Origin of the sequence: Streptomyces sp. Pv4-95 (genome assembly GCF_045782725.1) — a bacterium.
GTDB lineage: Bacteria > Actinomycetota > Actinomycetes > Streptomycetales > Streptomycetaceae > Streptomyces.
The window spans coordinates 6,001,188-6,027,823 of the sequence record NZ_CP127172.1 but is presented as its reverse complement, the minus strand read 5'-3'; the positions used below and the strand labels follow the sequence as shown (position 1 = coordinate 6,027,823).

The 26,636-nt window shown below is 70.8% G+C and carries 22 protein-coding genes; 11 read left to right on the top strand and 11 right to left on the bottom strand.

The features are described from left to right. Positions 1-36: 36 nt before the first annotated feature. From lipA to QOM21_RS26370, 3 genes are all read left to right on the top strand, one after another. Positions 37-987 carry a lipoyl synthase gene (gene lipA / locus QOM21_RS26380; protein ID WP_407553504.1) on the top strand — a complete coding sequence of 317 codons (951 nt, stop codon included), beginning with the start codon at positions 37-39 and terminating at the stop codon, positions 985-987. 238 nt (positions 988-1,225) lie between these two features. Next, positions 1,226-1,441, top strand: a complete 216-nt coding sequence (locus QOM21_RS26375) for a hypothetical protein (protein WP_407555826.1) — start codon at positions 1,226-1,228, stop codon at positions 1,439-1,441. A 10-nt stretch (positions 1,442-1,451) separates the two neighbouring features. Beyond that, positions 1,452-2,162 (top strand): DUF4191 domain-containing protein, encoded by a 711-nt coding sequence (locus tag QOM21_RS26370; protein WP_393892185.1) that lies wholly within the window; start codon positions 1,452-1,454, stop codon positions 2,160-2,162. Positions 2,163-2,358: 196 nt separating this feature from the next. Here the strand turns inward: QOM21_RS26370 and QOM21_RS26365 are convergent, their stop codons facing one another. Further along, positions 2,359-2,826: an RDD family protein gene (locus tag QOM21_RS26365; protein WP_407553503.1), complete on the bottom strand. Its 468-nt coding sequence runs from the start codon at positions 2,824-2,826 to the stop codon at positions 2,359-2,361. 247 nt (positions 2,827-3,073) lie between these two features. Between QOM21_RS26365 and glnA the strand changes: the two genes are divergently transcribed. Beyond that, the gene (gene glnA, locus QOM21_RS26360) at positions 3,074-4,483 is read left to right on the top strand and encodes a type I glutamate--ammonia ligase (RefSeq protein WP_407553502.1); all 1,410 of its coding nucleotides are present in this window, start codon (positions 3,074-3,076) and stop codon (positions 4,481-4,483) included. Between the two features lie 278 nt (positions 4,484-4,761). On the opposite strand, the gene QOM21_RS26355 is transcribed toward glnA, so the two are convergent. Continuing rightward, complete coding sequence (locus QOM21_RS26355) at positions 4,762-5,562, bottom strand: hypothetical protein (RefSeq protein WP_407553501.1); 801 nt, start codon at positions 5,560-5,562, stop codon at positions 4,762-4,764. Beyond that, positions 5,559-10,331: a DUF6531 domain-containing protein gene (locus tag QOM21_RS26350; protein WP_407553500.1), complete on the bottom strand. Its 4,773-nt coding sequence runs from the start codon at positions 10,329-10,331 to the stop codon at positions 5,559-5,561. The genes QOM21_RS26355 and QOM21_RS26350 overlap by 4 nt, the downstream gene beginning before the upstream one ends. Before the next feature lie 423 nt (positions 10,332-10,754). Between QOM21_RS26350 and QOM21_RS26345 the strand changes: the two genes are divergently transcribed. Further along, on the top strand, positions 10,755-11,621 hold the full coding sequence (locus QOM21_RS26345; RefSeq protein WP_407553499.1) for an Fpg/Nei family DNA glycosylase: 867 nt from the start codon (positions 10,755-10,757) through the stop codon (positions 11,619-11,621). A gap of 63 nt (positions 11,622-11,684) precedes the next feature. Here the strand turns inward: QOM21_RS26345 and QOM21_RS26340 are convergent, their stop codons facing one another. The 3 genes from QOM21_RS26340 to QOM21_RS26330 all read right to left on the bottom strand — a co-directional run bounded on the left by QOM21_RS26340 (position 11,685) and on the right by QOM21_RS26330 (position 15,349). Further along, on the bottom strand, positions 11,685-13,514 hold the full coding sequence (locus QOM21_RS26340; RefSeq protein WP_407553498.1) for a choline/carnitine O-acyltransferase: 1,830 nt from the start codon (positions 13,512-13,514) through the stop codon (positions 11,685-11,687). Beyond that, a complete protein-coding gene (locus tag QOM21_RS26335; RefSeq protein ID WP_407553497.1) occupies positions 13,511-14,413 on the bottom strand; it encodes a class I SAM-dependent methyltransferase in 903 nt (300 codons plus the stop codon). The genes QOM21_RS26340 and QOM21_RS26335 overlap by 4 nt, the downstream gene beginning before the upstream one ends. A 66-nt stretch (positions 14,414-14,479) precedes the next feature. Continuing rightward, the gene (locus QOM21_RS26330; protein ID WP_407553496.1) at positions 14,480-15,349 is read right to left on the bottom strand and encodes an arpA protein; all 870 of its coding nucleotides are present in this window, start codon (positions 15,347-15,349) and stop codon (positions 14,480-14,482) included. A 418-nt stretch (positions 15,350-15,767) separates the two neighbouring features. On the opposite strand from QOM21_RS26330, the gene QOM21_RS26325 reads away from it, so the two are divergent. Both QOM21_RS26325 and QOM21_RS26320 read left to right on the top strand, forming a co-directional pair. Next, the gene (locus QOM21_RS26325) at positions 15,768-17,789 is read left to right on the top strand and encodes an FAD-dependent oxidoreductase (RefSeq protein WP_407553495.1); all 2,022 of its coding nucleotides are present in this window, start codon (positions 15,768-15,770) and stop codon (positions 17,787-17,789) included. Positions 17,790-17,809: 20 nt separating this feature from the next. After that, entirely contained in the window at positions 17,810-18,361 is a 552-nt protein-coding gene (locus QOM21_RS26320) for a PadR family transcriptional regulator (protein WP_407553494.1), read from the top strand. Positions 18,362-18,433: 72 nt separating this feature from the next. Here the strand turns inward: QOM21_RS26320 and QOM21_RS26315 are convergent, their stop codons facing one another. Further along, complete coding sequence (locus QOM21_RS26315; RefSeq protein ID WP_393892176.1) at positions 18,434-18,706, bottom strand: hypothetical protein; 273 nt, start codon at positions 18,704-18,706, stop codon at positions 18,434-18,436. Positions 18,707-18,927: 221 nt separating this feature from the next. After that, a complete protein-coding gene (locus QOM21_RS26310) occupies positions 18,928-19,815 on the bottom strand; it encodes a Gfo/Idh/MocA family protein (protein ID WP_407553493.1) in 888 nt (295 codons plus the stop codon). A gap of 255 nt (positions 19,816-20,070) precedes the next feature. Here QOM21_RS26310 and glnII point away from each other — a divergent pair, with 255 nt between their 5' ends. From glnII to QOM21_RS26290, 4 genes are all read left to right on the top strand, one after another. Then, positions 20,071-21,090 carry a glutamine synthetase gene (gene glnII, locus QOM21_RS26305; protein ID WP_407553492.1) on the top strand — a complete coding sequence of 340 codons (1,020 nt, stop codon included), beginning with the start codon at positions 20,071-20,073 and terminating at the stop codon, positions 21,088-21,090. 186 nt (positions 21,091-21,276) lie between these two features. After that, positions 21,277-22,182: a DUF6891 domain-containing protein gene (locus tag QOM21_RS26300; RefSeq protein ID WP_407553491.1), complete on the top strand. Its 906-nt coding sequence runs from the start codon at positions 21,277-21,279 to the stop codon at positions 22,180-22,182. A 1-nt stretch (position 22,183) separates the two neighbouring features. Then, entirely contained in the window at positions 22,184-22,903 is a 720-nt protein-coding gene (locus tag QOM21_RS26295; RefSeq protein WP_407553490.1) for a rhomboid-like protein, read from the top strand. 349 nt (positions 22,904-23,252) lie between these two features. Beyond that, positions 23,253-23,816, top strand: coding sequence for a winged helix-turn-helix domain-containing protein (locus tag QOM21_RS26290; protein WP_407553489.1), 564 nt, complete (start codon positions 23,253-23,255; stop codon positions 23,814-23,816). 31 nt (positions 23,817-23,847) lie between these two features. Here the strand turns inward: QOM21_RS26290 and QOM21_RS26285 are convergent, their stop codons facing one another. From QOM21_RS26285 to QOM21_RS26275, 3 genes are read right to left on the bottom strand one after another with little or no spacing between them, the layout of a single operon-like run. After that, positions 23,848-24,552 (bottom strand): DedA family protein, encoded by a 705-nt coding sequence (locus QOM21_RS26285; RefSeq protein ID WP_407553488.1) that lies wholly within the window; start codon positions 24,550-24,552, stop codon positions 23,848-23,850. Beyond that, positions 24,545-25,501 carry a lysophospholipid acyltransferase family protein gene (locus QOM21_RS26280; RefSeq protein WP_407553487.1) on the bottom strand — a complete coding sequence of 319 codons (957 nt, stop codon included), beginning with the start codon at positions 25,499-25,501 and terminating at the stop codon, positions 24,545-24,547. Before QOM21_RS26280 ends, QOM21_RS26285 begins: the two co-directional genes overlap by 8 nt. Next, on the bottom strand, positions 25,498-26,364 hold the full coding sequence (locus QOM21_RS26275; RefSeq protein ID WP_407553486.1) for a GNAT family N-acetyltransferase: 867 nt from the start codon (positions 26,362-26,364) through the stop codon (positions 25,498-25,500). Before QOM21_RS26275 ends, QOM21_RS26280 begins: the two co-directional genes overlap by 4 nt. Positions 26,365-26,636 lie beyond the last annotated feature (272 nt).

Here is a 26,636-nt window from a genome sequence, read left to right as displayed (position 1 = left end):
TGTACGCCGAAGAAACGAAGTCGTAGGGAGCCGGACGTGTCCGCAGTCGCACCCGACGGACGCAAGATGCTGCGCCTGGAGGTCCGGAACAGCCAGACCCCCATCGAGCGCAAGCCCGAGTGGATCAAGACCCGGGCGAAAATGGGTCCCGAGTACAACCACCTGCAGAGCCTGGTCAAGAGCGAAGGTCTGCACACGGTCTGCCAGGAGGCGGGCTGCCCCAACATCTACGAATGCTGGGAGGACCGCGAGGCGACCTTCCTCATCGGTGGCGACCAGTGCACCCGTCGCTGCGACTTCTGCCAGATCGACACCGGCAAGCCGCAGGAGCTGGACCGCGACGAGCCGCGCCGGGTCGCCGAGTCGGTCGAGACCATGGGCCTGAAGTACGCCACCATCACCGGCGTCGCCCGCGACGACCTGGAGGACGGCGGGGCCTGGCTCTACGCGGAGACCGTCCGCCAGATCCACGCCGCGATGCCCGAGACCGGCGTCGAGCTGCTGATCCCCGACTTCAACGCGGTCCCCGAGCAGCTGGCCGAGGTCTTCTCCTCACGCCCCGAGGTGCTCGCGCACAACGTCGAGACGGTGCCGCGGATCTTCAAGCGGATCCGCCCCGGCTTCCGCTACGAGCGGTCGCTCGACGTCATCACCCAGGCCCGCGAGGCCGGCCTCGTCACCAAGTCCAACCTGATCCTGGGCATGGGCGAGGAGCGCGAGGAGATCAGCCAGGCGCTGCAGGACCTGCACGACGCGGGCTGCGAGCTGATCACGATCACGCAGTACCTGCGCCCCTCCGTGCGGCACCACCCCATCGAGCGCTGGGTCAAGCCCGCCGAGTTCGTGGAGCTGAAGGAGGAGGCCGAGGAGATCGGCTACGCCGGCGTCATGTCCGGTCCGCTGGTCCGCTCCTCCTACCGCGCCGGCCGCCTTTACCAGCAGGCCGTCGAGCGGCGCGAGGTCGAGGCGTCCAGTCAGGCGGTCTGACCCGCCCGGCGCGCCATCTTGTGAATCGTGGCACATGCTGAACGGACGCGGCCCGCTCTCCCCCAGGCCGGGGGCGTGCGGGCCGCGTCCGGTGCGTCACTTTGTTTCATCGGTGTTTGACCGACAGGTCATCCGTTGGTAACACCCTTCAGTGACGATGGATGTACGCACCGCGCTCGAACCGATGGACATTCGCACACCTTCCGCCCCGATCGACCTCCCCGAGGGAGACTCCACCATGCAGGCCGCGCCGTTCCGCGCCACCGCCCGCCCCGTCCCTTCCGTCTCCGGTGCACTGCGTGCCGTCGAGGCCGTACTGATGGGCGGCGGGCAGCGCACCGCACGCCGTAACGCCTGGACGTCGGTCCTGGAGGACCGCCGTCGGGCCAAGGACCGCCACGAGGCCCAGTACGTACTGGAGGCCGCGGCGACCGGGCGTCCGCAGGCCACGTAAACTTCGCTGTATGGCGAGGAAGGCAAACTCAGACGGCGCTGCCGGCGCTGAGAACACCGGGCGGCTCAAGCAGATCGCCCTGACCTACAAGATGACCCGTCGGGTCGACTCCAAGGTCGGTCTTGTCGTCGCTGGCGTAGGCATCGTCGTATTCGGCGTTCTCCTTGCCATCGGCTTCGCGATCGGCCACCCCATCTACGCGGGCATCCTGGGCTTCGTGCTGGCCTTCCTCGCGATGGCGATCGTCTTCGGACGGCGCGCCGAGCGAGCTGCCTTCGGGCAGATGGAGGGCCAGCCCGGCGCGGCCGCGGCCGTGCTGGAGAACGTCGGCCGCGGGTGGACGATCACCCCGGCGGTGGCGATGAACCGCAACCAGGACGTCGTGCACCGTGCCGTCGGCAAGCCCGGCATCGTGCTCGTCGGCGAGGGCAACCCGAACCGGCTCCGCGGGCTGCTGTCCGCCGAGAAGAAGCGGATGGCGCGCACCGTCGCCGACACCCCGGTCCACGACATCGTGGTGGGTGACGGCGAGGGCCAGGTGCCGCTGAAGAAGCTCCGTACGACGCTCATGAAGCTGCCGCGCGTGCTTCCCGGCGCCCAGGTCACCAGCGTCAACGACCGGCTGCGTGCACTCGGCGACCTGATGAGCAACATGCCGGTACCCAAGGGGCCCATGCCCAAGGGCATGCGGATGCCCAGGGGCGGCGGCAAGATGCGCTGAGCGGCCGCGCCGCCGCTCCCGCCGACCGACGCGACCCCGCCCGACCACAACGCCCCGGAGCTCTCCGCTCCGGGGCGTTCTGTATGCGATCCGCCTGATGCCGCGATGCCTCTGATGCGGGGCCGCTGCAGGGTCGTTTCCGTCCGCGGTGCCGGGAGGGACGGCCCTTCGGAAGGAACGGCCTGCCTTCAGATCTTCAGATCCGTACCTGGACGGAGCGGGCGAGGCGGTCGTGCAGGCCGCGGCCGTCGCGGTCCCAGATGACGGCCGGAATGACCACCAGCAGCAGGAGGGTGCGCAGCACCACGCGGGGCAGCGAGAGCCGGCCGCCGCCCTCGGCGGCGATCCGCAGGCCCAGCAGCCGCTTGCCGGGGGTGAAGCCGACCGTGCCGACCGTCAGCACGCTCAGCACCGCGAAGACGATCAGTGCCCAGTTGCTCGCCGAGTCCGGCTTACCGCCGCTGAGCAGGCCGTACGCGACGAGCATGCACAGCGCCCAGTCGATGAAGAGCGCGGCGATCCGGCGACCGGGGCGGGCGATCGCGCCCGGCCCTTCCTCCGGCAGCCCGAGCTGCTGCCCGCGGTATCCGAATTCGACGCCCATGTCCTCCGCTGTCGCGCGGGGCCCGGAGATCCACGATCCGATTGCTTGCCTGTTGTCCACCCGTCCACGGTACTGCGACCGCATACGTTCGATTTATCAGGGGCGGTGGGGACGAGCCGTTCGAGCCTCCGACGGCGCACACTGGGAGGCGAGGATGGCCGCGCGCCGGTTAACCTCACCGAAACAAATGGGTCATGCTTGGGAAATCCCGCCTGCCTATGGTCGGGCAAGCGCGCCACCGCACATGGACGCGCTCCGAGTAGCAACCCCGCGTCCGCCGACCGGTGACCGGGCTAGGAGGAGTTGGATGTTCCAGAACGCCGACGAGGCCAAAAAGTTCATCGCGGACGAGGACGTCAAGTTCGTCGACGTCCGCTTCTGCGACCTGCCCGGTGTGATGCAGCACTTCACGATCCCGGCAACGGCGTTCGACCCGGCCGAGGAGCTGGCGTTCGACGGCTCCTCGATCCGTGGGTTCCAGGCGATCCACGAGTCCGACATGGCGCTGCGCGCGGACCTGTCGACCGCCCGGGTGGACCCGTTCCGCCGGGACAAGACGGTCAACATCAACTTCTTCATCCACGACCCGATCACGGGCGAGCAGTACAGCCGCGACCCGCGCAACATCGCCAAGAAGGCCGAGGCCTACCTCGCCTCCACCGGCATCGCGGACACCGCGTTCTTCGGCCCCGAGGCCGAGTTCTACGTCTTCGACAGCGTCCGCTTCGAGACCAGCGCGAACCAGTCCTTCTACCACATCGACTCCGAGGCCGGTGCCTGGAACACCGGTTCGGAGATCAACAACCGTGGTTACAAGGTCCGGTACAAGGGCGGCTACTTCCCGGCCCCGCCGGTCGACCACTTCGCCGACCTGCGCGCCGAGATCTCCCTGGAGCTGGACGCGGCCGGCCTGCAGGTCGAGCGCCAGCACCACGAGGTCGGCACGGCCGGCCAGGCGGAGATCAACTACAAGTTCAACACGCTGCTCGCCGCGGCCGACGACCTGATGCTCTTCAAGTACATCGTGAAGAACGTCGCCTGGCGCAACGGCAAGACCGCGACCTTCATGCCGAAGCCGATCTTCGGTGACAACGGCTCGGGCATGCACGTCCACCAGTCGCTGTGGTCCGGCGGCAACCCGCTCTTCTACGACGAGCAGGGCTACGCGGGCCTGTCGGACACCGCCCGCTACTACATCGGCGGCATCCTCAAGCACGCCCCGTCGCTGCTGGCCTTCACCAACCCGACGGTGAACTCCTACCACCGCCTGGTCCCCGGCTTCGAGGCCCCGGTCAACCTCGTGTACTCGCAGCGCAACCGCTCCGCGGCCATGCGTATCCCGATCACGGGCTCCAACCCGAAGGCCAAGCGCGTCGAGTTCCGCGCCCCGGACCCGTCGTCGAACCCGTACCTCGCCTTCTCCGCCCTGCTCCTCGCGGGCCTGGACGGCGTCAAGAACAAGATCGAGCCGGCCGAGCCGATCGACAAGGACCTCTACGAGCTCGCTCCCGAGGAGCACGCGGGCGTCGCCCAGGTCCCGACCTCGCTGCCGGCCGTCCTCGACGCGCTCGAGGCCGACAACGAGTACCTCCAGCAGGGCGGTGTCTTCACCTCCGACCTGATCGAGACCTGGATCGACTACAAGCGCACGAACGAGATCGCCCCGATCCAGCTGCGTCCGCACCCGCACGAGTTCGAGCTGTACTTCGACCTCTAAAGAGCAGAGCCGGATGACCTGGGTGGGATCCCCGGAAACAGGCTTTAACCTGCGGAATCGCTTCGCGGCGGTTCTCCCCGTTCCCGCTTGATTTCCACCCTCCCGTGCACCGCGTGTGCACCAGGCCACTCAAAGCCTGACCAGCGTCAGCACGCCAGTGGGGCCGCCACTCCGTCCGGAGTGGCGGCCCCACTGGCGTGCTGACGCTGTCAACGAAGAACGCGTGACGAAGGCGGCGAACGCTGCCCACCCGAACCTGAGTGTGCAGACCTCGGACGCTATCCCGCGTCGCGGGCCGACTCGGTCTCGAACGCCATGAGCGTCATCCCTGTGACGTGGATGACGGCGTTCCACTCGTCCTGGGTCAAGTCCGGAAATTCCTCCAGTACACAGCTGGGGACAGGACAGCCATCAGCGCTCAGCACCACCTTCGCGAAGGCCACCCCCGAGCGGCTGAGGCACAAGCGCGGCCCTTGCCGGGGCTTCCCCGAGTGCAGCACCGCGATGCGCTGAGCGGCGTCCTTGTTGTCGGGTGTCTCCGACGCGAAGGTCAGGAGCGCGGTCCGCAATCGCGCAGTGAGTTCGTCCTGGTGCAGGTCCGCACGTTCCGAAATGGCAGCCAACGCCTGGCAGAACTGCTCTCTCGCTACCGACCGGGGCGGCCTCGGGGTGACCTGCGGATGTTGGCCGGCAACGTCGCTTACCGGCTCGGGCTCCGATTGAAGCCCCATGAAAATGAGTTTGGAGACCAGCAGTACGGCCTGCCACTCCTCCTGGCTCAGAGTGGGGAAGCTCTTCTGCACCTGGGGCGGAAGGTCACTCTGGTCTGCGTACAAGAGCACGTCCGGCAACTCGACGTCATAGTCCGCAAGCCGAAGACCGAGGCTTCGCCCCCAGGGGCGGTCCTCAGCGCCAACGGTGACCAGTTCGACGCGCGATCGCTTACCCAGCGCCTCCGAAGCCAGTTCGCGCAGCGCGGAGGTGACTGCCGCACTGAGGCCGGCCTCGTTTACGTCACCCCTTTCGCCGACACACAACAGCGCCTGGCGCAGGCGCCCGCGCGGCGATGACGGATTCATCGTCTCCTCCTACGGCCGCCGCCTGAGTCGAGCGGCTGGACGGTCGTCTTCTCTACGTACTTGTTGAACTCATCGATCTTGTCCGCCGGTACCGCATAGCGACCTGGCTCATTGGTCGGCTTGATCTCGTACTGTTTCAACCAGGCCAACACCTCTGGCTTGCAGTGGAACTCCATTTTGTGGGTGTAATTCTTGTTCTTGCCCAGCGTGCCGGGGTTTACCTTGCCGGTCTGGGCGATCCACTTTGGCTGCCGTTCGTGGCCGGGCCTTGGGACAAGACCCCCGTTCGGCTTCACTGCGGCGCTCGCCTTCGCTTCCGCCTCGCTGCCGTAGCGTTCGATGATGACCGGGCACTTCTTCTTCGCCAGGCCGAGCGGGTCGATCTCGGCGAAGGGATTGTCCACATAGCCGTGTGGGTCGGGGGCGGGCCCGAGGCCGAGCGGATCAGGGCTGAGATATCGGCCGGTGAGTGAGTCGTAATAACGGAACAGGTTGTAGTGCAGCCCGCTCTCACGGTCGTGGTACTGACCTGGGAAGCCGAGACTGCACTCCACCACAGCCTCGCGGCGATCAGCGGGGTGCGGTGTTCCCCACAGCGTGGATCTGGCATGCCAGGCAATCGCACCGTCTTCACCGACAAGTTCCGTGGGTGTGCCGACCAGGTCAGTGATGATGGAGTAGAACCGCTCGTCGAATTCCTCTTGCGTCGGCTCGGATCCGCCGGCGGTTCGGTCCACCTGGGTCAGGACGCGGTAGCCGAACGGATCCCACTCCCAGCTGGTGACCTGGACACCAGCCGGCCCTGAACCGCTGCGCAGCTCCTCGGCAAGAACAGTGCCGTCCCAGGTGAACGTGGTCTGCTCCACCACAGTGGTGGTGTCGCCGCTCAGCCGCTGCTTGGCGATGCGACGCCCTAGGGGATCGTAGTGATAGCGCCAGATGGTGCCGTCCGGGAGGGTGACCGCGGTGAGGCGGTCGTCTGCGTCCCATGAATAGTGCCAGCTGCGGGTGCCGCCGGAGAGCAGTCTGCGGCATTGTTTGATGACCCGTCCCTGGCCGTCGTACTCATAGCTGGTGCGGCCGGCCTGGCGGAGCAGAGTGCCGTCGTACGACCTCGTCCCCGCGGTGTCGTTCAGGCCCGTCTGCCCGGCGGTCTGGCCTCCCGTGGAGGCCAGGTTGCCCGCAGCGTCGTAGGCATAGGTCTCGGACCAGTTGTGTCCCGAGACGCTGGTGACCCGCCCCACCGGATCCAGATCGAAGGCTCGCGTCCCCAGCATGGTGTCCGTGAAACCGAGCAGCTGATCGTCCGGTCGGTAGGCGAAGGTCCGGTGTCGTAGCGCAGTCTCAGGTATGTCGGCACCAGGCGGCGCCGACATACCTGAGAGAGTCTGGGCCGTCATACGGTTGGCCGGATCCCAGGTCTGGGAGAGGACCGCCGCACCGAGATTGCGACGGACCTCCCGACCGGCGAGGTCGTGGCCGAACCTGACCTCTCGCCCAGCGCTGACCAGCGATGCCGGCCGACCGGCAGCATCGTAGGTCCACCGGCTCTCTACACCGCTGGGGGTACGGCGCAGGGTGCGCCGGCCCAGGTCGTCGTAGGCGAACTCGATGACCGCCAAGTCCTGTTGTTCCTTCAGCAAATGTCCTGCTGGGTCGTATGTGAAAGCCAGGTCCGTGTCGCCGTTCGCCGCGTACAGCAGACGCCCTTCGGCGTCGTAGTGGAAGCGCGCTCCGCCGGCCTGCGTGGCTTCTCTGACAACACGGTCGAGCGGATCGCGGGTGTAGCACACGGTCTGGCCCGCACCGTTGGTTCGCGACGTCAGGCGGCCGGCCACATCGTGGGTGTAGCTGATCTGCCGTCCGTTGAAGTCGGTCTCCTGCACGACCCGGCCCAGCGAGTCGTAGGTGTAGCGCCACAGTTGTCCCTGAGGGTTGGTGACGGCGACGAGTCGCAGCTCAGCGTCGTAGGCGAAGGTGAACCTGGCACCGTCAGGGCCCGTACGGACGGAGACACGATCGAAGAACGTGTATTCGAAGGACGTGGTTCCGCCAGCCGCATCGACGTGCTGGAGCAGGTTCTCCTCCGCGTCGTAGGACCACCGCTCGGTGTGACCGTCAGGCCGAACGCACCAGGCCGGCTGTCCTTCCACCGTCCAGCCGAACGCCGTCACCGCGCCCATCGGATCGGTCACCAGTCCGGGTCGGCCGAAGGCGTCCCGCTCGCATCTGCTCACGGCTCCCAGAGAATCGGTGACGGCTACCGGCAATCCGGCGGCGTTGGTGGTGAGCCGGGTTGTCCCTCCCATTGCGTCGGTGACGGCTGTGAGATGACCGAAGGAGCCGTACTCATAGCTGGTGGTGGCTCCGACGGGATCGGTGATCTGCAGCAGGTTTCCGCAATCGTCGTACGCGTACTGCCAGCCCGCACCGTCCGCGCCGACCATGAGCAAGGGTTGGTGCAGTTCGTTGTAGACAGCGGTCATCCGCGAGCCATCGGGGCGGGTGACCGCGGTGGCGTTGCCCGCCGCGTCGTACTCCATCGTGACCGTACGGCCCAGCGGGTCCGTACGCCGCAGCAGTCGGCGGTACCGGTCCCATTCGAAGGTGGTGACCGCCCCCGAGGGATCGGTCTCCCTTGTCGTCTGCCCGCGCTCGTTGAGCTGGTAGACAGTGACCTGTCCCAGTGCATCGGTCACCCGGGTGCAGCGCGCCTCATCGTCGTACACGAAGACCGCATCGAGGAAACCACTCTCGCCGCGGGTCTCGACACAGCGCCCAGCCGCGTCGTAGAGGTAGTCGTACCGATGCCGGTTGCGGTCGGTCCAGGAGGTGATCCGGCCGTCCTGGTCATACGTGAAGCGCATCGGTACACCGGACGAGTTGGTGACCTCGGTGAGATCCCCGTTGCCGTCATAGGCGAATGTCGTCAGCAGCAGCCCCGCCGCGGAGTCGCCCTCGGCCTCCGCGCTACCGGTTGGCTCGGCGGCCAGTGCCACGGCGTCCGAACTCCTCGCACCCAGCAGGCGCAGCCCGGTTATCCGTAGCCCTGCGGTCTCGATTCGGATCCGGTAGCCGCCGCTGTGCCAGACCTCGCTGGGGGTACCGTCGTCGGAATAGTCGATGTCGATCTGATTCCCGTGCCGGTCGGTGACGGCCGTCAGCGGGAGCTGTGAGGCACTCAGCCCTCTCAGCTCACCCATAACGTTGGCCGGCTTGGCAAAGTGCCAGGAGCGTCCCTCCTGCGGGTCACTGATGCGGAGCCCACCCGGCGTTTCCGGATCCTGGCTAAGCGGCCATCGGGGGCCCTCGACGGGGAGGACCGGCTCATCGTGCCCGGGCACCGGGTACACCAAAATCATGCCGTCCTCAGCAGCGAAGACGACACCTTCGCTGTCGACTTCGAGGCGCTGGTCGAGGGTCGAGGACCACGACGGGCCGAACCATCCACCGCAGCGGTACGAGGACACATGGGTTCGTGCGAGCAAGAGCGGCAGAACGGCCGGCAGGCTTACGTCCTCTTGAGCCAGGACCATCTCACCCGAGGCGATGTCTATCGGGTCGCTTCGACAGTTGCGGTCGTCCGCTGGGGTACTGGTCTTGTGCGGTTCTGCTGCCCCGTTCCGCAGGGGCGAATTCGGTGCGCCCCTTCCCGGATTCTTGCCGCTGGCACGGCTGCCGCCCCCCGGCGCCTTGGGGTCCTTCTTGTCGCCCTTGCCGATGCCTGTGAAGTGGTCGGCCAGCTTACGGTCGTTGTCCTGATGGTTCTTGGCCATCTGCTTCACACCACGGGTCATGTTGTCGTCGAGGTGCTTGGCGGTCTTCTTGACGCCGTCCTCGATGCCGTCGATGACCTTGTCCAACATCGCGTTAGCCGCGTCAGCGATGGCGTCCTTGCCACGAGTGCGCCCGTGGTGACTTCTGGCCCGGCCGATCTTGCCACCGGCCTTGTTGCGGAAGGTGCCACCTGCGCTCTGCAGGCCCGTCACCACGCGGTCGTGTCCATCCGGATCGAAACTGAACCCTCCGCCGGCGCCTCCGGCGCCTCCGCCCCCACTGCCGCCGGCACTGAGGAGCTCCATCGGGTTGGCGGCGGCAGACTTCGCGGAGTCCTTGGCGTCCTGCACGCCCTGATGGAAGCCGTCCTTGCCGGCCTTGGCGGTCTGCCCCAGGTCCACTCCGTCCTTGACTCCGAGGGCGTTGGCGCCGATCTGGACGACCAGGTCGCCGACCATTGCGCCCAGGGCCTCCTCCACGGGCGTCAGGGCGATGCTGATGACCTGTTCGGCGACCTGCTGGCACACCTCCTTGAAGAGGCGCTTGACGATTACACGGGTCGCCTGGGTCGCGGCCAGCGCACCGACTTCGGAAAGGCCCAGGGTGAACGGTGCCGCCGCCTGCGCGGCGATCACTTCTGCGGCGAGGATGCCCAGCTGGACAATCGCGCCGATCTTCGCGCCCTCGATGAGAACCGCCACACCGTCCATGGCAGTGGCCGCCATGCGGCCGCACTCACCCAAATTCTTGAGGTGAGTGCCATTGATCTTGCTCCAGTGAGCGTTGAGCGACTCGACAGCCAACGAGCCACCCGCTGACCCCACCAATCCCTGGATGGCCGTGTGAGCTTCGTTGGCACCGTGGTCGATGTCGTTGGCGAACTCCCGCATGGCATCGGCCATGTCGCGGTAGTCGTCCTCGTCGACGTTCGGCCATGAGACACCAATGATGTCGAGTACTTCGTCCGCCCAGCCAGGCAGCACCACACCCACGTAAGAACACTCCCCCGTTGACCATTTCTCAGATGATCAAATGCTTCCAGCTGGGCGAACGGCTTCTCAAGCGCCCTATCAGCCGTCGCGTGGCGGGTTTACCGCGAGCGTCGTCACCCAGTCGTGGGCATGCCTGTGATGGGCGGACGCGCACCAGGCGCGCCGTCTCGCCCACGCTGCGCACCGGACGTGCACCCACTCAGCTTTCAAACGCTATCTGTGCAGCTCAGAGCACTTCTCGTACTGTACTTCGACCTCTAAAGAGCGCGGGGCGGAGCGGGCTTCCCGTTCGCTCGCCGTCTTCGGGCCGTCGGCCGTGTCCTTCCTTCACCGGGAGGCGCGGCCGGCGGCCTTTTGCGTTCGGGCGGGCTCCCCGGGGTCGTCGGCGGGCCGGGTGTCGGTGGGGCCGTGCAGACTGGGGGTATGCCTGAATTGCCGGAGGTCGAGTCCCTCAGCCGGTTCCTGGCCGATCGGCTTGCCGGCCGGTCCGTCGCGCGGGTCCACCCGGTCTCGGTGCACGCACTGAAGACGTACGACCCGCCGCTCACCGCCTTCGAGGGCCGCGCGTTCGACGACGTGACCCGGCACGGCAAGTTCCTCGATCTCCGGGCCGGGGACCTGCATCTGGTCCTGCACCTCGCCAGGGCGGGCTGGGTGCGGTGGAAGGACAAACTGCCGGAGGCGCCGCCGCGGCCCGGCAAGGGGCCGCTGGCGCTCCGGGTCCGGCTCGAAGAGCCCGACGGCGCGGGCTTCGACGTGACCGAGGCGGGTACCCAGAAGCACCTGGCGGTGTATGTCGTACGGGACCCGCAGGAGGTGCCCGGTGTGGCGCGGCTCGGCCCCGATCCGTTGTCCGGGGCTCTCGGCCTGGCCGATTTCGCCGCGCTGCTGGCGGGGGAACGACGGCAGATCAAGGGCGTCCTGCGGGATCAGAGCGTGCTGGCCGGCATCGGGAACGCCTACTCCGACGAGATCCTGCACACGGCGCGGATGTCGCCGTTCAAGCAGGCGGCCAACCTCTCCGAGGACGAGGTGGCCCGGCTGTACGGGGCGATCGGGACGACGCTCACCGACGCCGTCGAGCGCTCCAGAGGGCTGGCCCTCGGGGATCTCAAGGCGGAGAAGAAGAGCGGGCTGCGGGTCCACGGGCGGAAGGGCGAGCCCTGCCCGGTCTGCGGGGACACGATCCGTGAGGTGTCCTTCAGCGATTCGGCGCTGCAGTACTGCCCCACCTGCCAGACCGACGGCAAGATCCTCGCGGACCGGCGGCTCTCGCGGCTGCTGAAGTAGGGGGCCGCTCCCGCCGCCGGACCGGGAACCGCGAAACGGCACCGGTCCGGCGGCGGGCCGGGGTCAGCCCTCGGGCTGTTCGGAGGCGAGGAGTTCGCGGAGTTCGGCGACCGCCTCGCGGAGACGGCCGGCGAAATTCAGCATCTGGTCGGCCACCGCCAGCGGGGTGCTGAGGTAGACGTTGAAGCGGTCGGGCAGGAGCACGTAGGCGACGCCGATGCACCGGCTGCTGGTCGAGCCGAAGCCGAAATACTGGATGTGGGCGGACGGCGCGGAGCTGGTGCTCAGGTAGTCGTCCCGCATGGTCAGCCAGCCCGATGACCGGTAGAGGGAGGGCTGCTCGGTCACTCCCAGCTCGGTTCCGCGCCGCCGCTGGATCAGCTCCAGCTCCCACAGGTGCTGCTCGGGCGCCTGACCGACCTGGCACTCCTTGGCGCGCGCCACATGCGCGGCGGCGGCGGTCCGGAACGCGGCGCGGCGGGTGTCGGCGTCCGCGGCCGGATCCTCCATCGCCGCGACGAACTGCTGGATCTCCGGGGTGACGACGCGCATCGCCTCGGTCCGCCCGCGCCGGTACTGCCGGGTGGCGATCGACTCGTAGGTGGCGCCCAGGCGTCCCTTGGCGCGCTGGTGGGCGAGCTGGTAGGCGAGCTGGACGAAGGCGTCCGGCGAGACCCGCAGGGCCTTGGCGGCGGTGCTGCCGAAGTCCTCGAACGACAGGGTGGTGGTCGCGGTGTTCTCGCCGTACGCCGCGAAGGCGTCGGCGGCGGAGCGCACCTGTGCCCGCAGGGGCTCGTCCAGTCCGAAGACGACCGGCCGCAGGGCGGGCTGTCCCTGGGCCCGGGCACCGGACCGCCGGGAGTGCTCCTCGGCCGGGGTGGCGAGCAGGGCGTCGACGAAGCTGAGGATGGTGGTCCCGTCCAGCTCGCAGTGTTCGACGTTGATGCCGGCCCGGCCGTCGGCGAACACGATCAGGGACACGGCCTTGTCGAACCAGCGGTTGCCGCGGTCACCGTGGAGCAGCTGGTCGCAGGCTTCCTGGGTGTCCGCGGGGGCGAAGTCCTCCAGGCAGAGGCAGAACAGCGCGGTCTCGACGTCCTCCAGGGCGTCGGCGTTGCGGGGATCGCAGGCGAGCAGGTCCTGGCGGGTGGCCGCCCACTCGGCGCGGGCCATGGTGGTCAGATGGCCGACCGAGGTGTCCCGGGCGGCCGGTTCTGCGCCGGCCTTCAGGACGGCGTTCAGCCCCGCCTCCAGGTCCTCCAGGCCGTGCGGCTCGCCGTCCGGGCCGAACACGTCGAGCGCGAACATGTTGCCGCGGTGGAAGACCACGATGTGCCGCGCCCGGGACGGCCCCGGCGACGCCTCGGTGTACGGGGCGCGGACGGTGTCCTGCTCCGCCCCCGGGATGCGGGTCGTGCCGAACAGGTACTTGTTCTGCTCCATCGACTGGGGCACGCCGCGCGGTGCCAGCGGCGGGATCGCTTCCCGGTCGAGCTGCCGCTTGTAGTGGACGGCCCCCGCGATGAGCCCGGCCGCCCGCTCGACCTGGGGCCGTCCGGTGTCCTGGAAGAGGAAGAAGAAGTTGGCGTTGAGGGCGATCCGGTCCCGGCGGCCCAGGTAGCGGTAGGGCCAGAAGGTGTCGAGCCAGCTGTGCACGCCCTCCGTGGCGTCGTACTCCGCCAGCGCCGCGTGCAGTGCCCGGCCGGGGCCGTCGGGCCGGAGGAAGGCGGCCACCTCCGCCTCGGTCGCCGCCCGCTCGTCGGCGGTCAGCAGCGGCGCGCACCAGGCGAGAAACCTCTCGCAGCTCTCCTCCAGCGTGGGCAGCGGTACGCGCGGCAGGCTGTCCTCCCCCGCGAACGTCGCGGTGGCTGCCGTGTCCTGACTGGTATTCACTTCTGCTCTCGATTCGGATCGGGGGAACGGGTGGGTTCCGCGGGGGCGGCGGGATCGTCGGCCGGGGCGCCGGCCGTGCCCGCCGGGCGGGAGAGGTAGAGCTGTGCGTGGAGCCAGCCGTCGGCTTCCAGGCCGTGCGGGTCGACCCCGGCGGCCGCCATCGTCTCCAGCACCTGGGCCTGCTCCTCCGGGGAGGCGAACCGCCGCTGCCTGAAGACCCCTTCGACGCGGGTGGTGTGGTAGCCGAGCCGGGACAGCGTGTCCTCGACGGGGTCGAACGGGAACATCCGCAGCACGAAGTGAGCCATCCAGGGCAGACGGCCTTCCTGGGCGCGGACGACATGGGTGAGGGTCCGCTCGGTGACGTAGCCGAGGCAGCCCGTGGAGATCACGAGGTCCGCCCCGGCGAGCTGCGCGCGCTGGCGGGCGGTGGGTTCGTCGCGCTCCAGGTCGGCGTGGACGGCGTCGTCGAGGAAGCCGGCCTCGGTGGCGTAGGCCAGCGCGGGGGCGGAGGTGTCCAGGCCGACGAAGCGGAGCTCGTGCGCGGGCCGGCGGGACCGGGACAGTTCCCGGTCGCGGGCCAGCAGCTGCTCGCGGGTGAGTTCGGCGGCCGGTGTGCCGTCGGCGTCGGGCCCGCAGTAGCGGCCGTAGAGCTCGTCCATCGTCGCGTCGTATTTCAGCAGGGCGGCGTTGATGCCGTACGAGCAGCCGATGTCGAGCACGGTCGGCGCGGCGACCCGCCGGTACTCGCGGTACTCCTGGATCAGCTTGGCGAAGTAGGGCTTGGCCTGCTGCGGGATGCAGTAGCCGAGCGGTTGCAGCAGACGGAAGTAGGAGCGCGGATCGGGCTGGGTGTAGATGTGGTCGAGCGAGACTTTTCCGGTCGCGTCGAAGCGCACGGGGCGTACTCCTTGGTGGATCGCAGAGAGGGGATTCGGCCTACGACTGCGTGCCCTGGCCGTCCGCTAATCCAGCAGTTGGTCGCCCCTGACGGCTCGCCCCTCCGCGGCCTCGTGCGCGGGGAGTACCCGGCCGAAGAGCTGCCGGGTGCGCGCCACGCTCCCGATGACGCCGGGCCGCTCGCTGTAGGCGAAGATCGCGGAGTGCCGCGCGATGTCGCCCTGGACGGGGCTGACCCGGTGCAGGGAGTAGCGGCCCTTGAAGAGCTGGAGGTCGCCGGGCTTCAGCGGGAGGCGCCGCGTCAGGCGCTCGCCCCGGCCGTCCAGGACGTCCCGGACGTCGTCGAAGCTCTCGGTGTGCGGGGACCGGATGTGCGGGCAGTACTCGAAGACGCCGCCGTCCTGCGCCTGCTGGGTGAGCATGCTCACGGTGAATTCGTTGGTGTCGAAGTGCCACGGGTGCTCCATGCCCGGCGAGACGACGTTGAGAACAAGTCCGGAGAGCGGGTCGGCCAGTTGGTGCAGCTGCGGCAGCCCGAAGCAGCGTGCGATGAAGCGCTGGAAGACCGTGTGGGAGTAGAGGCGGCTGATAAGGGCGTCGGCGGGGATGCGGTCCCGCGCGACGAACGCGTTGCCCCGTTGGAAGGTCCGCCGTCCGGGGTGGTCGGCCGGCAGGTCCGCGTCGACCGGGATGTTGTAGACGTTGACCGTTTCGACGTCGAAGTGCGCCCGGGGCGCGATGTCCGCGCACTCCTGGCGCAGGGCGTCCAGGAGCGAGGCGCGGACGAAGTCCGGCAGCACGGTGCAACCGACGGTTTCCAGCTCCTGCCGGGCGCGGGTGACGACGGCCCTGGCCTCGGCGCTTTCGAGATCCGACAGGGGGTAGCGAGCCGTGTCGACCAGCTGGTCGAACTTCATGGCTTCCAGAGTGCTCATTCGATCCTCTCCACATGCGGGCAGACCGTGCCGAACGGACGCCCCGACGCTCGCGGCCGGTTCCGGGGGTCCGCAGGGGACGCCCGGCGAGGTCCGCGAGCCTCGGGGCGCACCCTTGGCTCATCATCAACTCTACTGATGAGTAACACAGTTGGGTTCGCCATGGGGAGACCCGGGATTGCCTGTGACGCGTCACACGGCGCCCCGGACGCGAGGGCCACTCGGCAGCGAATCGGCGCGGCTGCGCCCATACCGACCCCGACCCCCCGTCGAGGGAGCCGGCCACCGGAGGCGGCGAGGGCCCGGCGCCGCCCGCGCACTCCCGGCGTCGCGTGCGTCACGTTCTTATGCAACTTGTTGCACAAGGCTCTCGGGTGGTCTAGAAAGTGGCTGACACCGCTGTGCAAGGAGGCGCCGGATGAGCCAGTACCCGCACTTGATGAGCCCGCTCGACCTCGGCTTCACCACATTGCCGAACCGCGTGCTGATGGGGTCGATGCACGTCGGCCTGGAGGAGGCGCCACGCGGCTTCGAGCGGATGGCCGCGTTCTACGCGGCGCGGGTGCGCGGCGGCGTCGGGCTCATGGTCACCGGAGGCATCGCGCCCAACGAGGCCGGGCGGCCCTGGGAGGGCGGCGCCTCGCTGACCACCGAGGACGAAGCGGCGCAGCACCGGCTCGTCACCGACGCGGTGCATCGCGAGGGCGGAAAGATCGCGATGCAGATCCTGCACTTCGGGCGGTACGCCCACCATGCGGGGCTGGTGGCGCCCAGCGCGCTCCAGGCGCCGATCAGCGGCCACATGCCGCACGCGATGACCGACGACGAGGTCGAGCAGACCATCGAGGACTTCGTGCGGGCGGCGGAGCTGGCCCGGCAGGCGGGCTACGACGGCGTCGAGATCATGGGCTCCGAGGGCTACCTGATCAACGAGTTCATCGTCGCGGCCACCAACCGGCGCGAGGACCGGTGGGGCGGCAGCTACGAGAACCGCATCCGCTTCCCCGTCGAGATCGTCCGCCGGGTCCGGGAGCGGGCCGGCCCCGACTTCATCCTCATCTACCGGCTGTCGATGCTCGATCTCGTACCGGGTGGCTCCTCGCTGGACGAGGTGATCACGCTCGCCAAGGAGATCGAGGCCGCCGGTGCGACGATCATCAACACCGGCATCGGCTGGCACGAGGCCCGCATCCCCACCATCGCGACATCGGTGCCGCGCGGCGCGTGGGCCTGGGTGACGCGGCAGGTGATGGGCGCGGTCTCGGTCCCCCTGGTGACCAGCAACCGCATCAACACCCCGGAGATGGCGGAGCAGTTGCTCGCCGACGGGCACGCCGACATGGTCTCGATGGCCCGCCCGCTGCTCGCCGACCCCGACTTCGTCAACAAGGCCCGGGAGGGCCGGGCCGCGGCCATCAACACCTGCATCGGATGCAACCAGGCGTGCCTCGACCACACCTTCAGCGGAAAGATCACCTCCTGCCTGGTCAACCCCCGGGCATGCCACGAGACGGAGCTGGTGCTCTCGCCGACCCGGCGCCGTAAGCGCGTGGCCGTGGTCGGCGCCGGGCCCGCGGGGCTGGCCTGCGCCGTGGCGTCGGCCGAGCGGGGCCACGAGGTGACGCTGTTCGACGCAGCGGAGCGGATCGGCGGGCAGCTGAACATCGCGCGGAAGGTCCCGGGCAAGGAGGAGTTCAACGAGACCCTGCGCTACTTCCGCCACCAGCTGGAGCAGTGGGGGATCGACGTCCGGCTGGGCACAACGGTCACCGCGGAGACGATCGCCGAAGGCGGCTTCGACGAGACGGTGATCGCCACCGGTGTGACCCCGCGCAGGCCCGAGATCCCCGGGACCGACCACCCCAGCGTGGTCACCTATCTCGATGTGCTGCGCGACGGGGCGCAGGTCGGTGAGCGGGTCGCGATCATCGGGGCGGGCGGCATCGGCTTCGACGTCGCGGAGTTCCTGACGGACGGCGGGGACGAGGCGAGCCTGGACCCGGCGGTGTTCTTCCGGCAGTGGGGCGTGGACACCGGCTACGGCACGCCGGGCGGGCTGCAGGCCCCGCAGCGGCAGGCGCCGCCGCGGACCGTGCACCTGCTGCAGCGCAAGGCGACCAAGGTCGGCGCGGGGCTCGGCAAGACCACCGGCTGGATCCACCGCACCGAGCTGCGCCACCGCGGGGTCACCATGATCGCCGGCGCCGACTACCACCTCATCGACGACGCCGGGCTGCATGTGACGGTGGACGGCAGGCGCGAGATCCTCGACGTCGACACGGTCGTGCTGTGCACGGGGCAGGAGCCCCGCCGCGAGCTGTACGAGAAGCTGCTGGCCGCCGGGCACGAGGCGCACCTCATCGGCGGGGCGGACGTCGCCGCGGAGCTCGACGCCAAGCGCGCCATCCAGCAGGGCACCGAGCTGGCGGCCACGCTGTGAGCCGTGCCTAGGATTTCCCCATGTCACTCCCGCACGCGATCCTCACCGCCCTGCTCGAAAAGCCGTCGTCGGGCCTGGAGCTGACCCGCAGGTTCGACCGGTCGATCGGATACTTCTGGTCCGCCACGCACCAGCAGATCTATCGCGAGCTGGGAAAGCTGGAGCAGGCCGGGCTGATCAGGGCGTTGCCCTCGGACCAGCCCGCCCGCGGGCAGAAGAAGGACTTCGAGGTGCTGCCGGCGGGGCGGGCCGAGCTGACCCGCTGGGCGGCCGGGGAGCAGGACCCCAAGCCCATCCGGGACGCGCTGCTGTTGCGGCTGCGCGCCGCGGCGGTGGTGGGGCGCGACGGGCTCGACGAGGAACTGCGACGCCATCTCGCCCTGCACCGGAGCCAGTTGGCGGAGTACAGCCGTATCGAGGAGCGGGACTTCGACGCCCCGACGTCGCCCGACGACCGGTTGCAGCGGCTGGTACTGCGGGCGGGCATCGGACTGGAGACGTTCTGGGTGCAATGGCTCACCGAAGCGCTCGCCGAGGTGGCGGACATCGAGGAGGCGGACCCCGCCCGCTGAGCGGGGGCGCACATACGGCGGCGGCCGGCCCCGGGGAATCCCGGAGCCGGCCGCACTGTCAGCCGGGCGTCGTCAGCAGTTGTCGTAGATCAGGGCACGCACCAGACGGCAGGTGGTGTCGGAGGGGGCGTGCACGCCGATGTCGGCGGCGGTGGCGCGGATCTTGCGGTTGTGGGCCTGCTCGGGGCGGTAGACGCCGGTGTCGAGCAGGGCGATGGCCAGACGCATCGCCTTCAGGCGGCGGTTGTGGGATTCGTACCGCTCGCGCGGCCATCCGGCGGGCAGGGGTTTCTTGGGCAGCGGGTGGGCCGGGAGAGGCTTCGTCATGAGTGTGGCAGCGGCCATCGGCGGACCTCCTGGAGCGTGGATGAACCCTCACTGACTGGTTCCCATTCTACCGGCGACCACTGACAAAAGCCCCTGGCCAGCGGGTATTTGGGGCCTTCCGGGACCGCCTCGCGCACCGGCCGTGGAGCGGGTGGCCGCGGCCCTTCGGCGGCCGCCGCCGGACGCCCCCGGCGCCCGTCCCGACGCCCCTCGGCACCCCGCGCGCCCGGCTGCCGGTCTCACCCCAGCTGCTGCTCCGCCACCGCCAGGATCTCGCTCACCCTGAGCCCGAAGCGGATGTCGCAGGGGTGCGGGCGGCCGGTGCGGGCGGCGGCGAGGAGGGCGTCGACGGCGCGGTGGAACGCCGGCTGCGGGCCGTCGGCCCGGCGGGGCAGATCGGTGGTGCCGGCGCTGCCCCGCAGGGTGATCCCCACGCCTGCCGCCGCCGCGGGGGCCGTCAGGCTGAGCGTCGCCGAACTCGCCGCACCGCCGCTGTGGCGCATCGCCAGCAGCACGGTGTCGGCCGGCCCCCGGGTGGCGGTGACGTCCTCCGCGTCACCGAGCACGGGGAGCAGCACGGACAGGGCGTGCGGTCCGACGTCCCAGAGCGCGCCCTTCTCGCGACGCCAGGGCGAGTCCGCGTACGGGCTCGCGCTGTCCGCGGCGAACACCGAGCCGAGCCAGTCCGCGTGCGCGGTGAACCAGCCGCCGGCGGCGGCCTGGGCGTCGATCCACTCCCCCTCCTCCTTCCCGAAGCGCGCGGTGAAGAAGACCACGGTGGCGGCGCCCGCGCGCTCCGCGGCCTCGGCGACGGCGCGGGCCTCGGCCACCGTCGTGGCCACCGGCTTGTCGAGCAGCAAGTGGCAGCCCGCCTCGGCGGCGCGAACCGCCAACGGCGCCTGGACGGACGGCGGCAGCGCGACGGAGACCGCGTCGCAGGCGGCGAAGAGCTCTTCGGGCGTGGCACAGGGGCGGCTGCCGTGGCTTTCGGCCAGTGCGGCGGCGGCCTCGGGCCTGCGCCCCCAGACGCCTGCGAGGGTGACGCCGGGGTGGGCGGCGAGGACGGGGGCGTGGACGCGCTGCGCCCAGGGACCGGTGCCGAGAAGGCCGATACGCGGGGTCGTCATGGGGCCAGTCTCTCGCGGCACCCGGCGCGGGCCCGGCGTCCGCCATCTGGGATTCACGGGGTGGAAGGGGCCGGACAGGCACCGAAAACAGCCATACATTCCAGGGCATAAAGGGGCAAAATCCTTGGGATTACCGGCTCGTCCGGTTGAGTAACCTGTGGTTCACATACGGGCAACGGATGAGAAACGGCTGGTTGCGAGAGTGCCGGGGTACGCCCGCACGCGTACCCGCACCTACCCGTATAAGAGGACCCCGTGACCTTCAAGGCCGAGTACATCTGGATCGACGGCACCCAGCCGACCGCCAAGCTCCGCTCCAAGACCAGGATCCTGGCCGACGGCGCCGAGCTGCCCCGCTGGGGCTTCGACGGATCCAGCACCAACCAGGCCGAAGGCCACTCCTCGGACCTCGTCCTGGAGCCGGTGTTCAGCTGCCCCGACCCGATCCGCGGCGGCGACCACCTCCTGGTGCTCTGCGAGGTCCTGCACACCGACCTGACGCCGCACGCCACCAACACCCGCGCCCTGCTGCGCCCGGTGGCGGAGAAGTTCGCCGGCCAGGAGCCGATCTTCGGCATCGAGCAGGAGTACACCTTCCTCAAGGGCGACCGCCCGCTCGGCTTCCCCGAGGGCGGCTTCCCCGCCCCGCAGGGCGGCTACTACTGCGGCGTGGGCGCCGGCGAGATCTTCGGCCGGGAGATCGTCGAGAAGCACCTCGACCTGTGCCTGGCGGCCGGTCTCGGCCTGTCCGGCATCAACGCCGAGGTCATGCCCGGCCAGTGGGAGTTCCAGGTCGGCGCGCTGGCGCCGCTGGAGGTCTCGGACCACATGTGGGTGGCGCGCTGGCTGCTGCACCGCGTGGCCGAGGACTTCGGCGTCACCGCGTCGCTGGAGGCCAAGCCGGCCAAGGGCGACTGGAACGGCGCCGGCGCGCACTGCAACTTCTCCACCCGGGCGATGCGTGAGGGCTACGACGCGATCATCACCGCCTGCGAGGCGCTGGGCCAGGGCGACAAGCCGCTGGAGCACGTGCGCCAGTACGGCACCGGCATCGAGGACCGCCTGACCGGTGCCCACGAGACCGCCCCCTGGGACGCGTACTCCTACGGCGCCTCGGACCGCGGCGCCTCGGTGCGTATCCCGTGGCAGGTCGAGGTGGAGAAGAAGGGCTACATCGAGGACCGGCGGCCCAACGCCAACGTCGACCCGTACGTGGTCACCCGTCTGATGGTGGACACCTGCTGCACCGAGCTGGCGCGGCGCGAGCAGGTCTGACGCCGAGGGCGGACCCGCATCACAGGCGCCTCGCAGGTGCCTGGCAGGTGAAGCGCATACGTAGGGGCCGGGCCGGCGAGGCCCGGCCCCTACGCGCGCGCCCGGCCGGTGCCCCAGCGCTCCCGGTCGGTGCCGCGCGCGCAGTGCCGATGCCGGATGTCAGTGGCAGCTGGCAGGCTGTACCCCATGCTTGCGATCACCGTGAAGACCGAGACCGGGCCGGTCCTTGCCCGCCCCGCCGAGGGCGAACTCGTCGGCCTGCTGGGGCGGATCGGCGGTGACGACGATCACTTCGTGGTGGTCGAGCGCGATCCCGAGGAGGATCACTTCTTCCTGCAGACCTGGCGCGAGGGCCCGGGGCCGTTCACGGTGGAGTTCCGTGACGGCGCTCCCGACCGGCACTTCACCGCCGAGTCGACCGACACCGGCCAGGTCGTCGAGGTGTTCCTGGCCTGGGCGCGCGGCACCGATTCCTGGCGCACGGCGCTCGACTGGCAGCCCGCGGACCTGGTCTCGACGCCCGGTCTGGATCCCGAGATCCGCGCGGCGGCCGAGGAGCGCGCCCGTAAGGACATCAGGTCCGGTTTCTGGGGGTTCCGCGACATCGCCCAGGGCGTGGTGGACACCTGCGACCCCGAGGAGTCCCCGGTCTCGCCGGACCAGGCGCGGCGGATCGTCGCCGGCCTCTGGGAGGAGCGGCTCGCCGAGCAGGCCGGCTGGCCCGAGGTGACCGAACCGGACCTGGTCGCGCGGGCGTTCGCCGTGCTCGACGGCCAGGGGGTGACGGCCCGGATGAACTTCAGCTGCTGCGCCTCCTGCGGGCTCGCCGAGATCGGCGCGGAGCGCGCCGAGGCCGACCACGGCTTCGCCTTCTTCCACTACCAGGACACCGAGGCCGCCGCCGCGGGCCACGGCCTCGCGGTGCGCTTCGGCGCCTACCCCGATTCCGGCCGGGACCGTGCGGAGATCGGGCGGACGGTGACTGCCGCGCTCGCCGGTGCGGGCCTGCCGGTGCAGTGGGACGGCGACCCCGGCCAGGTCGTCCGGGTCACGCCGCTGGAGTGGCTCAAGCGGCTGCCGACGGGAGCCTGAGATGCCACCGCACCCCGCGCCCGGCTCCGCCGCGATGCCCGCCGCGCGGCGAATCCCCTGGGGCACTCCGCTGTACGTCGGCGCCGTCCAGCTGGGCGCGTACGCCACCGCGCGGCTCCCCCGCCGGCAGCGCGTCGAGCTGCTGCGCGCGCACTCCACCAATGTCGCCAATCTGCGGGCAGGCCGGTGGCGGACGCTGGTCACCAGCGCGGTATTCGTCGAGGAACCCCTGCCCGTGCCGTACGCCGCCGCCCTGCTCGCCGCCCTCGGTACGGCCGAGGCGCGGTGGGGGCCGGCGCGTGCGGCGGGCCTGTTCGCCGCCGGGCACCTCGGCGCCAGCCTGCTGGTGTACGCCGGCCTGCGCGGCCGGGTGCGCGCCGATCCGCCGGACGCGACCGCGCGGGCCGTCGACGTCGGGGCGAGCTACGGCTTCTGCGCCACGGTCGGCGCGCTGGCCGCCACCGCCTCGCACCGCGGCGTACGGGTCGCGGCGACGGCCGGGGTGCTCGGCTTGGGGATACGCCCCGTCCTGCGCCCCCGCCGGACCTTCACCGATGCCGGGCATCTGGCGGCGGTCGTGCTCGGCGTCGCGGCGGGCGCGCTGCTCGGCGCGGATGAGCCGCGGCGGAGGCCGGCCGGAGCCGAGGCAGCGGGGCCGCGGGGTGCCCTCCGGGCGGCACGGGCGCGCAGGGCGGTGCCGCCGGCGCCGGTGGGAGGCTGAGCGTCCGGACGGCGAGGCGTGCGGTCGGCCGCGGGGCCGACCGGCTCCTGCCGGCGAATGGCCGGGCCGCACCGTGTGATTCAAGCCAAGCCGGTACCGCGACGAGGGACAGATCCCCGGCGGTCTGGTTGAATGGGGCCATGGCCAGCCTCACAGACACCGCGACGGGTCGCAGCGACCTCGAGCCGTTCTGGCCGTCCCGGCAGGCGCACGCTTTCGATCGTCTGTGTTGCCGCGCGCACTGAGCGCGGGCCCGCACTCCTCTCCTCGACGCCGTTGACCGGCGTCCCCAGCCCTGCCCGCGCGCATGACGTCCCTGACGCCCCTCTGCGCGAAAGAGCTGACCCTGATGACGAACGTCCGTACGCTGCCTGCCGCTTCCGCGACGGCCACCCTTCCGCCCCTCCCCCACGCCCCCCGGCACCGATTGCGCGCCGTGAGCCCGGACGAAGTACCGCCGGTCGCCGAGCTGTTGAACTCCGGGGCGACCTGGCTGCCGGCACCCGCGCACAGCCTGCCCGAGCTGCCCGGCCGGCCGCCGATGGTCGGCTACCTCGTGCTCGTCCCCGCCGAAGCGGCCGCCGCGCCGCAGCAGGCCGCGGAACCGGCGGCCGAGCCGACCGGTGACGCGATCATCAGCATCGACCCGGAGCAGCGGACCGCACAGGTCCAGGGCCGGCCGCTGGACCTGACCTACCTGGAGTTCGAGCTGCTCAGCCACCTCGTCGCGCGTCCCCACCGGGTGCACACCCGCGACCAGCTGGTGACCACGGTGTGGGGGTACGGCCACGTCGGCGACGGCCGCACCGTCGATGTCCATGTGGCCCGGCTGCGCCGCAAGTTGGGCGCCGAGCACCGGTCGTCGATCGTGACGGTGCGGCGGGTGGGCTACAAGTACGTGCCCAGCGTCTGAGGGCGGGGAATGCCATCCCCGTCCCCGGCTCTCAGGTCCCTTCCGTGAGGCCGGACCGCGGGCCGGGGCCCGGCGGGATGCGCTTCCCCGCCCGGCTCCGGCCCGCACCGCCCTCCCTGCGGGCCGCGGACCGGTAGGGCAGTCCGCGTCGCGACGCCCAGGCCACTGTGCCGGCCACCGCCACTCCCGCCCCCGAAGCCAGGAGCAGCGCCTTGGCCGGCGAGTCCGTCAACGCCGCGCCCCCGAAGCCGCCGAGGGCGGTGCCGTACAGCGCCCACAGGCCCGCGCCCACCGTGTCCAGCGCGACGAACCGGCGCAGCGGGAAGCGGACCCCGCCGGTGCAGAGCGCCGCGACCACGCGCCCGCCGGGCAGGAAGCGGCCGGCGATGACGAGGGGGGCGGCGTGCCGTTCGACCATCGCCCCGGCCTGCGCGTGCCGCGTCCGGCCGCGGGCGCCGCGCAGCAGCCGGGCGGTCGCGCGGGGGCCCGCGAAGCGGCCGACGGCGTAGCCGAGGCAGTCTCCGGCCAGGGCGCCGGCCGCCGCGACGACGGCGAGCAGAGTCAGCAGGGGCGGGTCCGGGCCGATGAGGACGGCGACCAGGACGACGGTGGTCTCACTGGGCATGAACGGCAGCAGCGCGTCGAGTCCGGAGACCAGCAGGACGACCACCCACAGCCAGGGAGAGCCGAGCATGCCCTGGAGCGGTTCGGCGAGCCGGTCCAGCTGCTCAAACACGGTGCGGAGCCTGCGCCGTCGCCCGTAGGTGGGGTGAGGTGCCGCACAGCTGCCCCTGATGTGCCGGTGCCCGCTCCGTCGCCTGCCGGGTGGAGCGGGGCGGGCCGCCCATGACGGCCGTGCCTGCCAGCGCGGCCAGGGTCCTGCGGTCGTGCCCGGATTCCGGTGCGGACAGCGGTGGGTGGGCGGTGACGCGGATCGTCAGCCCGCGTGCGGTGAGGACGCGGCGCAGTGAGGAGGCGAAGGTGTCCTCGCCGCAGAAAGCGGCGGCCGTGCTGGGCAGACCGTGCTGGGCGTAGCTGAGCGTCACCGGCCGGACGGGAGCGCCCGCGTCGATGGCCGCCTGGAAGGTGGCCCGGCGGAAGGCGCCCCGGTCGCCGGTGCACCAGGTGGTGGCCTGCGGGAAGACCGCCACCGACCGGCCCGACGCCAGCAGTTCGCTCAACTCAACTATGGTCCCCGGGAGTTCGCGAGGGTTGCCGCGGTCGATGAAGTGCGTTCCGGCGCGGCGGGCCAGCCCGCCGACGACCGGCCAGCCACCGACCTCGCGCTTCGCCAGGAGGGTCACCGGCTCGACGGCGAGCAGCGCGGGGATGTCGAGCCAGGAGATGTGGTTGACGACGACGAGGGTGCCGGGGCCGCCGGGGGCGGGTGGCCGGGCGGCCGGCGCGGTCCCGAGCCGCGTCTCCCGGGTGCGGGTGTCCGCCGCGGCCCGCAACGCACCGGCGGCCGGGCCTTCGAGGCGTATGCCGAGCGCGGTGAGCAGCGCGCGGGCGTGCCGACGCAGACGTACCGGGTCGGCCATCCGCTCGCCGTCGGTGAGTGCGCGGCGTACGGCGTGCGCGAAGGCGGCGCAGCGCCGGGCGGTCACGGTGGCGGGGACGCGCCGCACGGCATGGGTGGCGCAGGCGGGGGTGCAGTCGGACCAGACGTCCCAGGGGCCGTTCACCGGTCGCCCAGGAAGTAGCGGCGGTAGCGCTCGCCGAGCCGCTCCATGTCCAGCAGGACGAAGAAGTCGGCGACGTCGAACTCGGGGTCGTGGGCGGGCGCGCCGCAGATCCACGCGCCGATCCGCAGGTAGCCGCGCAGCAGTGGGGGCAGCAGGGCGACGCGGGGGCGGTCGGGCACCGGGACGGAGGGCCGCCAGGGGTGGTGCGGGGTGATCCGCAGCTCGGGCGGCGCGGCATGGCGCGTCCTGCCCAGCTCCCAGGCATGCGCGGCCGCGGTGCCGCCGTCGCCGAGCGGGACGGAGGCGCAGCCCGCGAGGTAGCGGTGGCCGGAGAGCAGGGTGTAGCGGGCGAGGGCGGCCCACATCTGGTTGATGACGGCGCCACCCCGGTGGTCGGGGTGCACGCAGGAGCGGCCTGCCTCGATGAGGGAGGGGCGCAGCGGGTCCAGCGCGGTGAGGTCGAACTCGCCGTCGGAGTAGAGCCGTGGGCTGCGTCCGGGCGGCAGCAGGCGGTAGGTGCCGACCACCTCGCCGGGCACCGGCGGGGTCGCGGTGGAGGTGGAGGTGGAGGTGACGATCAGATGGTCGGCGAGGTCGTCGAGGGCGTCGATGTCGTGCCCGGCGAGCGGGGAGTGCAGGTGGGCGCCCATCTCCTCGCCGAAGACGCGGTGGCGCAGGCGTTGCGCGGCCCGGATCTGCTCCTGGCTGTCGGCGAGGACGGCGGCGTAGCCGGGCGCGTGGGCGGGGTCGGCGGCGGAGGGGTCGGTCAGGGGCGGGGCGGCGGACGGGCCGGTGCGCGGCCCGGTCCTGGCGGCGCCTTCGGTGATGGGGAAGTTGGCGGACGCGGTCGATGCCATGCTCATACGAGCTCTCCATGGGGAGGGGGAGGCCGGTGGGGTCGACGGGCGGTGAGCCAGGAGCCGCGTGGGACAGCGCGCGGCGGTTTTCGGTGCGGGCCCGGGTGGGGAAGCGAGGCGTACCGCCGGTACGGACGGCCACCCGCCCTGCGTACCGGGCGGCCTCCGGCGGACCGTTTCCCGGACCGCTGTGACGTGCTGCGGGGAGCCCCTCCTGCCGGAGGCGCAGCCCCATGACCTGGCGTTCTCTGCCCGTCAGACTGTTCCCGTGCCGGACG

Coding starts and splice junctions, on each gene's coding strand:
- QOM21_RS26310 (WP_407553493.1), bottom strand. CDS start 19,815: ATGACGACCCCGCGTATCGGCCTTCTCGGCACCGGTCCCTGGGCGCAG.
- QOM21_RS26325 (WP_407553495.1), top strand. CDS start 15,768: ATGAGCCAGTACCCGCACTTGATGAGCCCGCTCGACCTCGGCTTCACC.
- QOM21_RS26355 (WP_407553501.1), bottom strand. CDS start 5,562: ATGAATCCGTCATCGCCGCGCGGGCGCCTGCGCCAGGCGCTGTTGTGT.
- QOM21_RS26345 (WP_407553499.1), top strand. CDS start 10,755: ATGCCTGAATTGCCGGAGGTCGAGTCCCTCAGCCGGTTCCTGGCCGAT.
- QOM21_RS26375 (WP_407555826.1), top strand. CDS start 1,226: ATGCAGGCCGCGCCGTTCCGCGCCACCGCCCGCCCCGTCCCTTCCGTC.
- glnA (WP_407553502.1), top strand. CDS start 3,074: ATGTTCCAGAACGCCGACGAGGCCAAAAAGTTCATCGCGGACGAGGAC.
- QOM21_RS26320 (WP_407553494.1), top strand. CDS start 17,810: ATGTCACTCCCGCACGCGATCCTCACCGCCCTGCTCGAAAAGCCGTCG.
- QOM21_RS26275 (WP_407553486.1), bottom strand. CDS start 26,364: ATGAGCATGGCATCGACCGCGTCCGCCAACTTCCCCATCACCGAAGGC.
- QOM21_RS26295 (WP_407553490.1), top strand. CDS start 22,184: ATGCCACCGCACCCCGCGCCCGGCTCCGCCGCGATGCCCGCCGCGCGG.
- QOM21_RS26290 (WP_407553489.1), top strand. CDS start 23,253: ATGACGAACGTCCGTACGCTGCCTGCCGCTTCCGCGACGGCCACCCTT.
- QOM21_RS26330 (WP_407553496.1), bottom strand. CDS start 15,349: ATGAGCACTCTGGAAGCCATGAAGTTCGACCAGCTGGTCGACACGGCT.
- QOM21_RS26315 (WP_393892176.1), bottom strand. CDS start 18,706: ATGGCCGCTGCCACACTCATGACGAAGCCTCTCCCGGCCCACCCGCTG.
- QOM21_RS26370 (WP_393892185.1), top strand. CDS start 1,452: ATGGCGAGGAAGGCAAACTCAGACGGCGCTGCCGGCGCTGAGAACACC.
- QOM21_RS26300 (WP_407553491.1), top strand. CDS start 21,277: ATGCTTGCGATCACCGTGAAGACCGAGACCGGGCCGGTCCTTGCCCGC.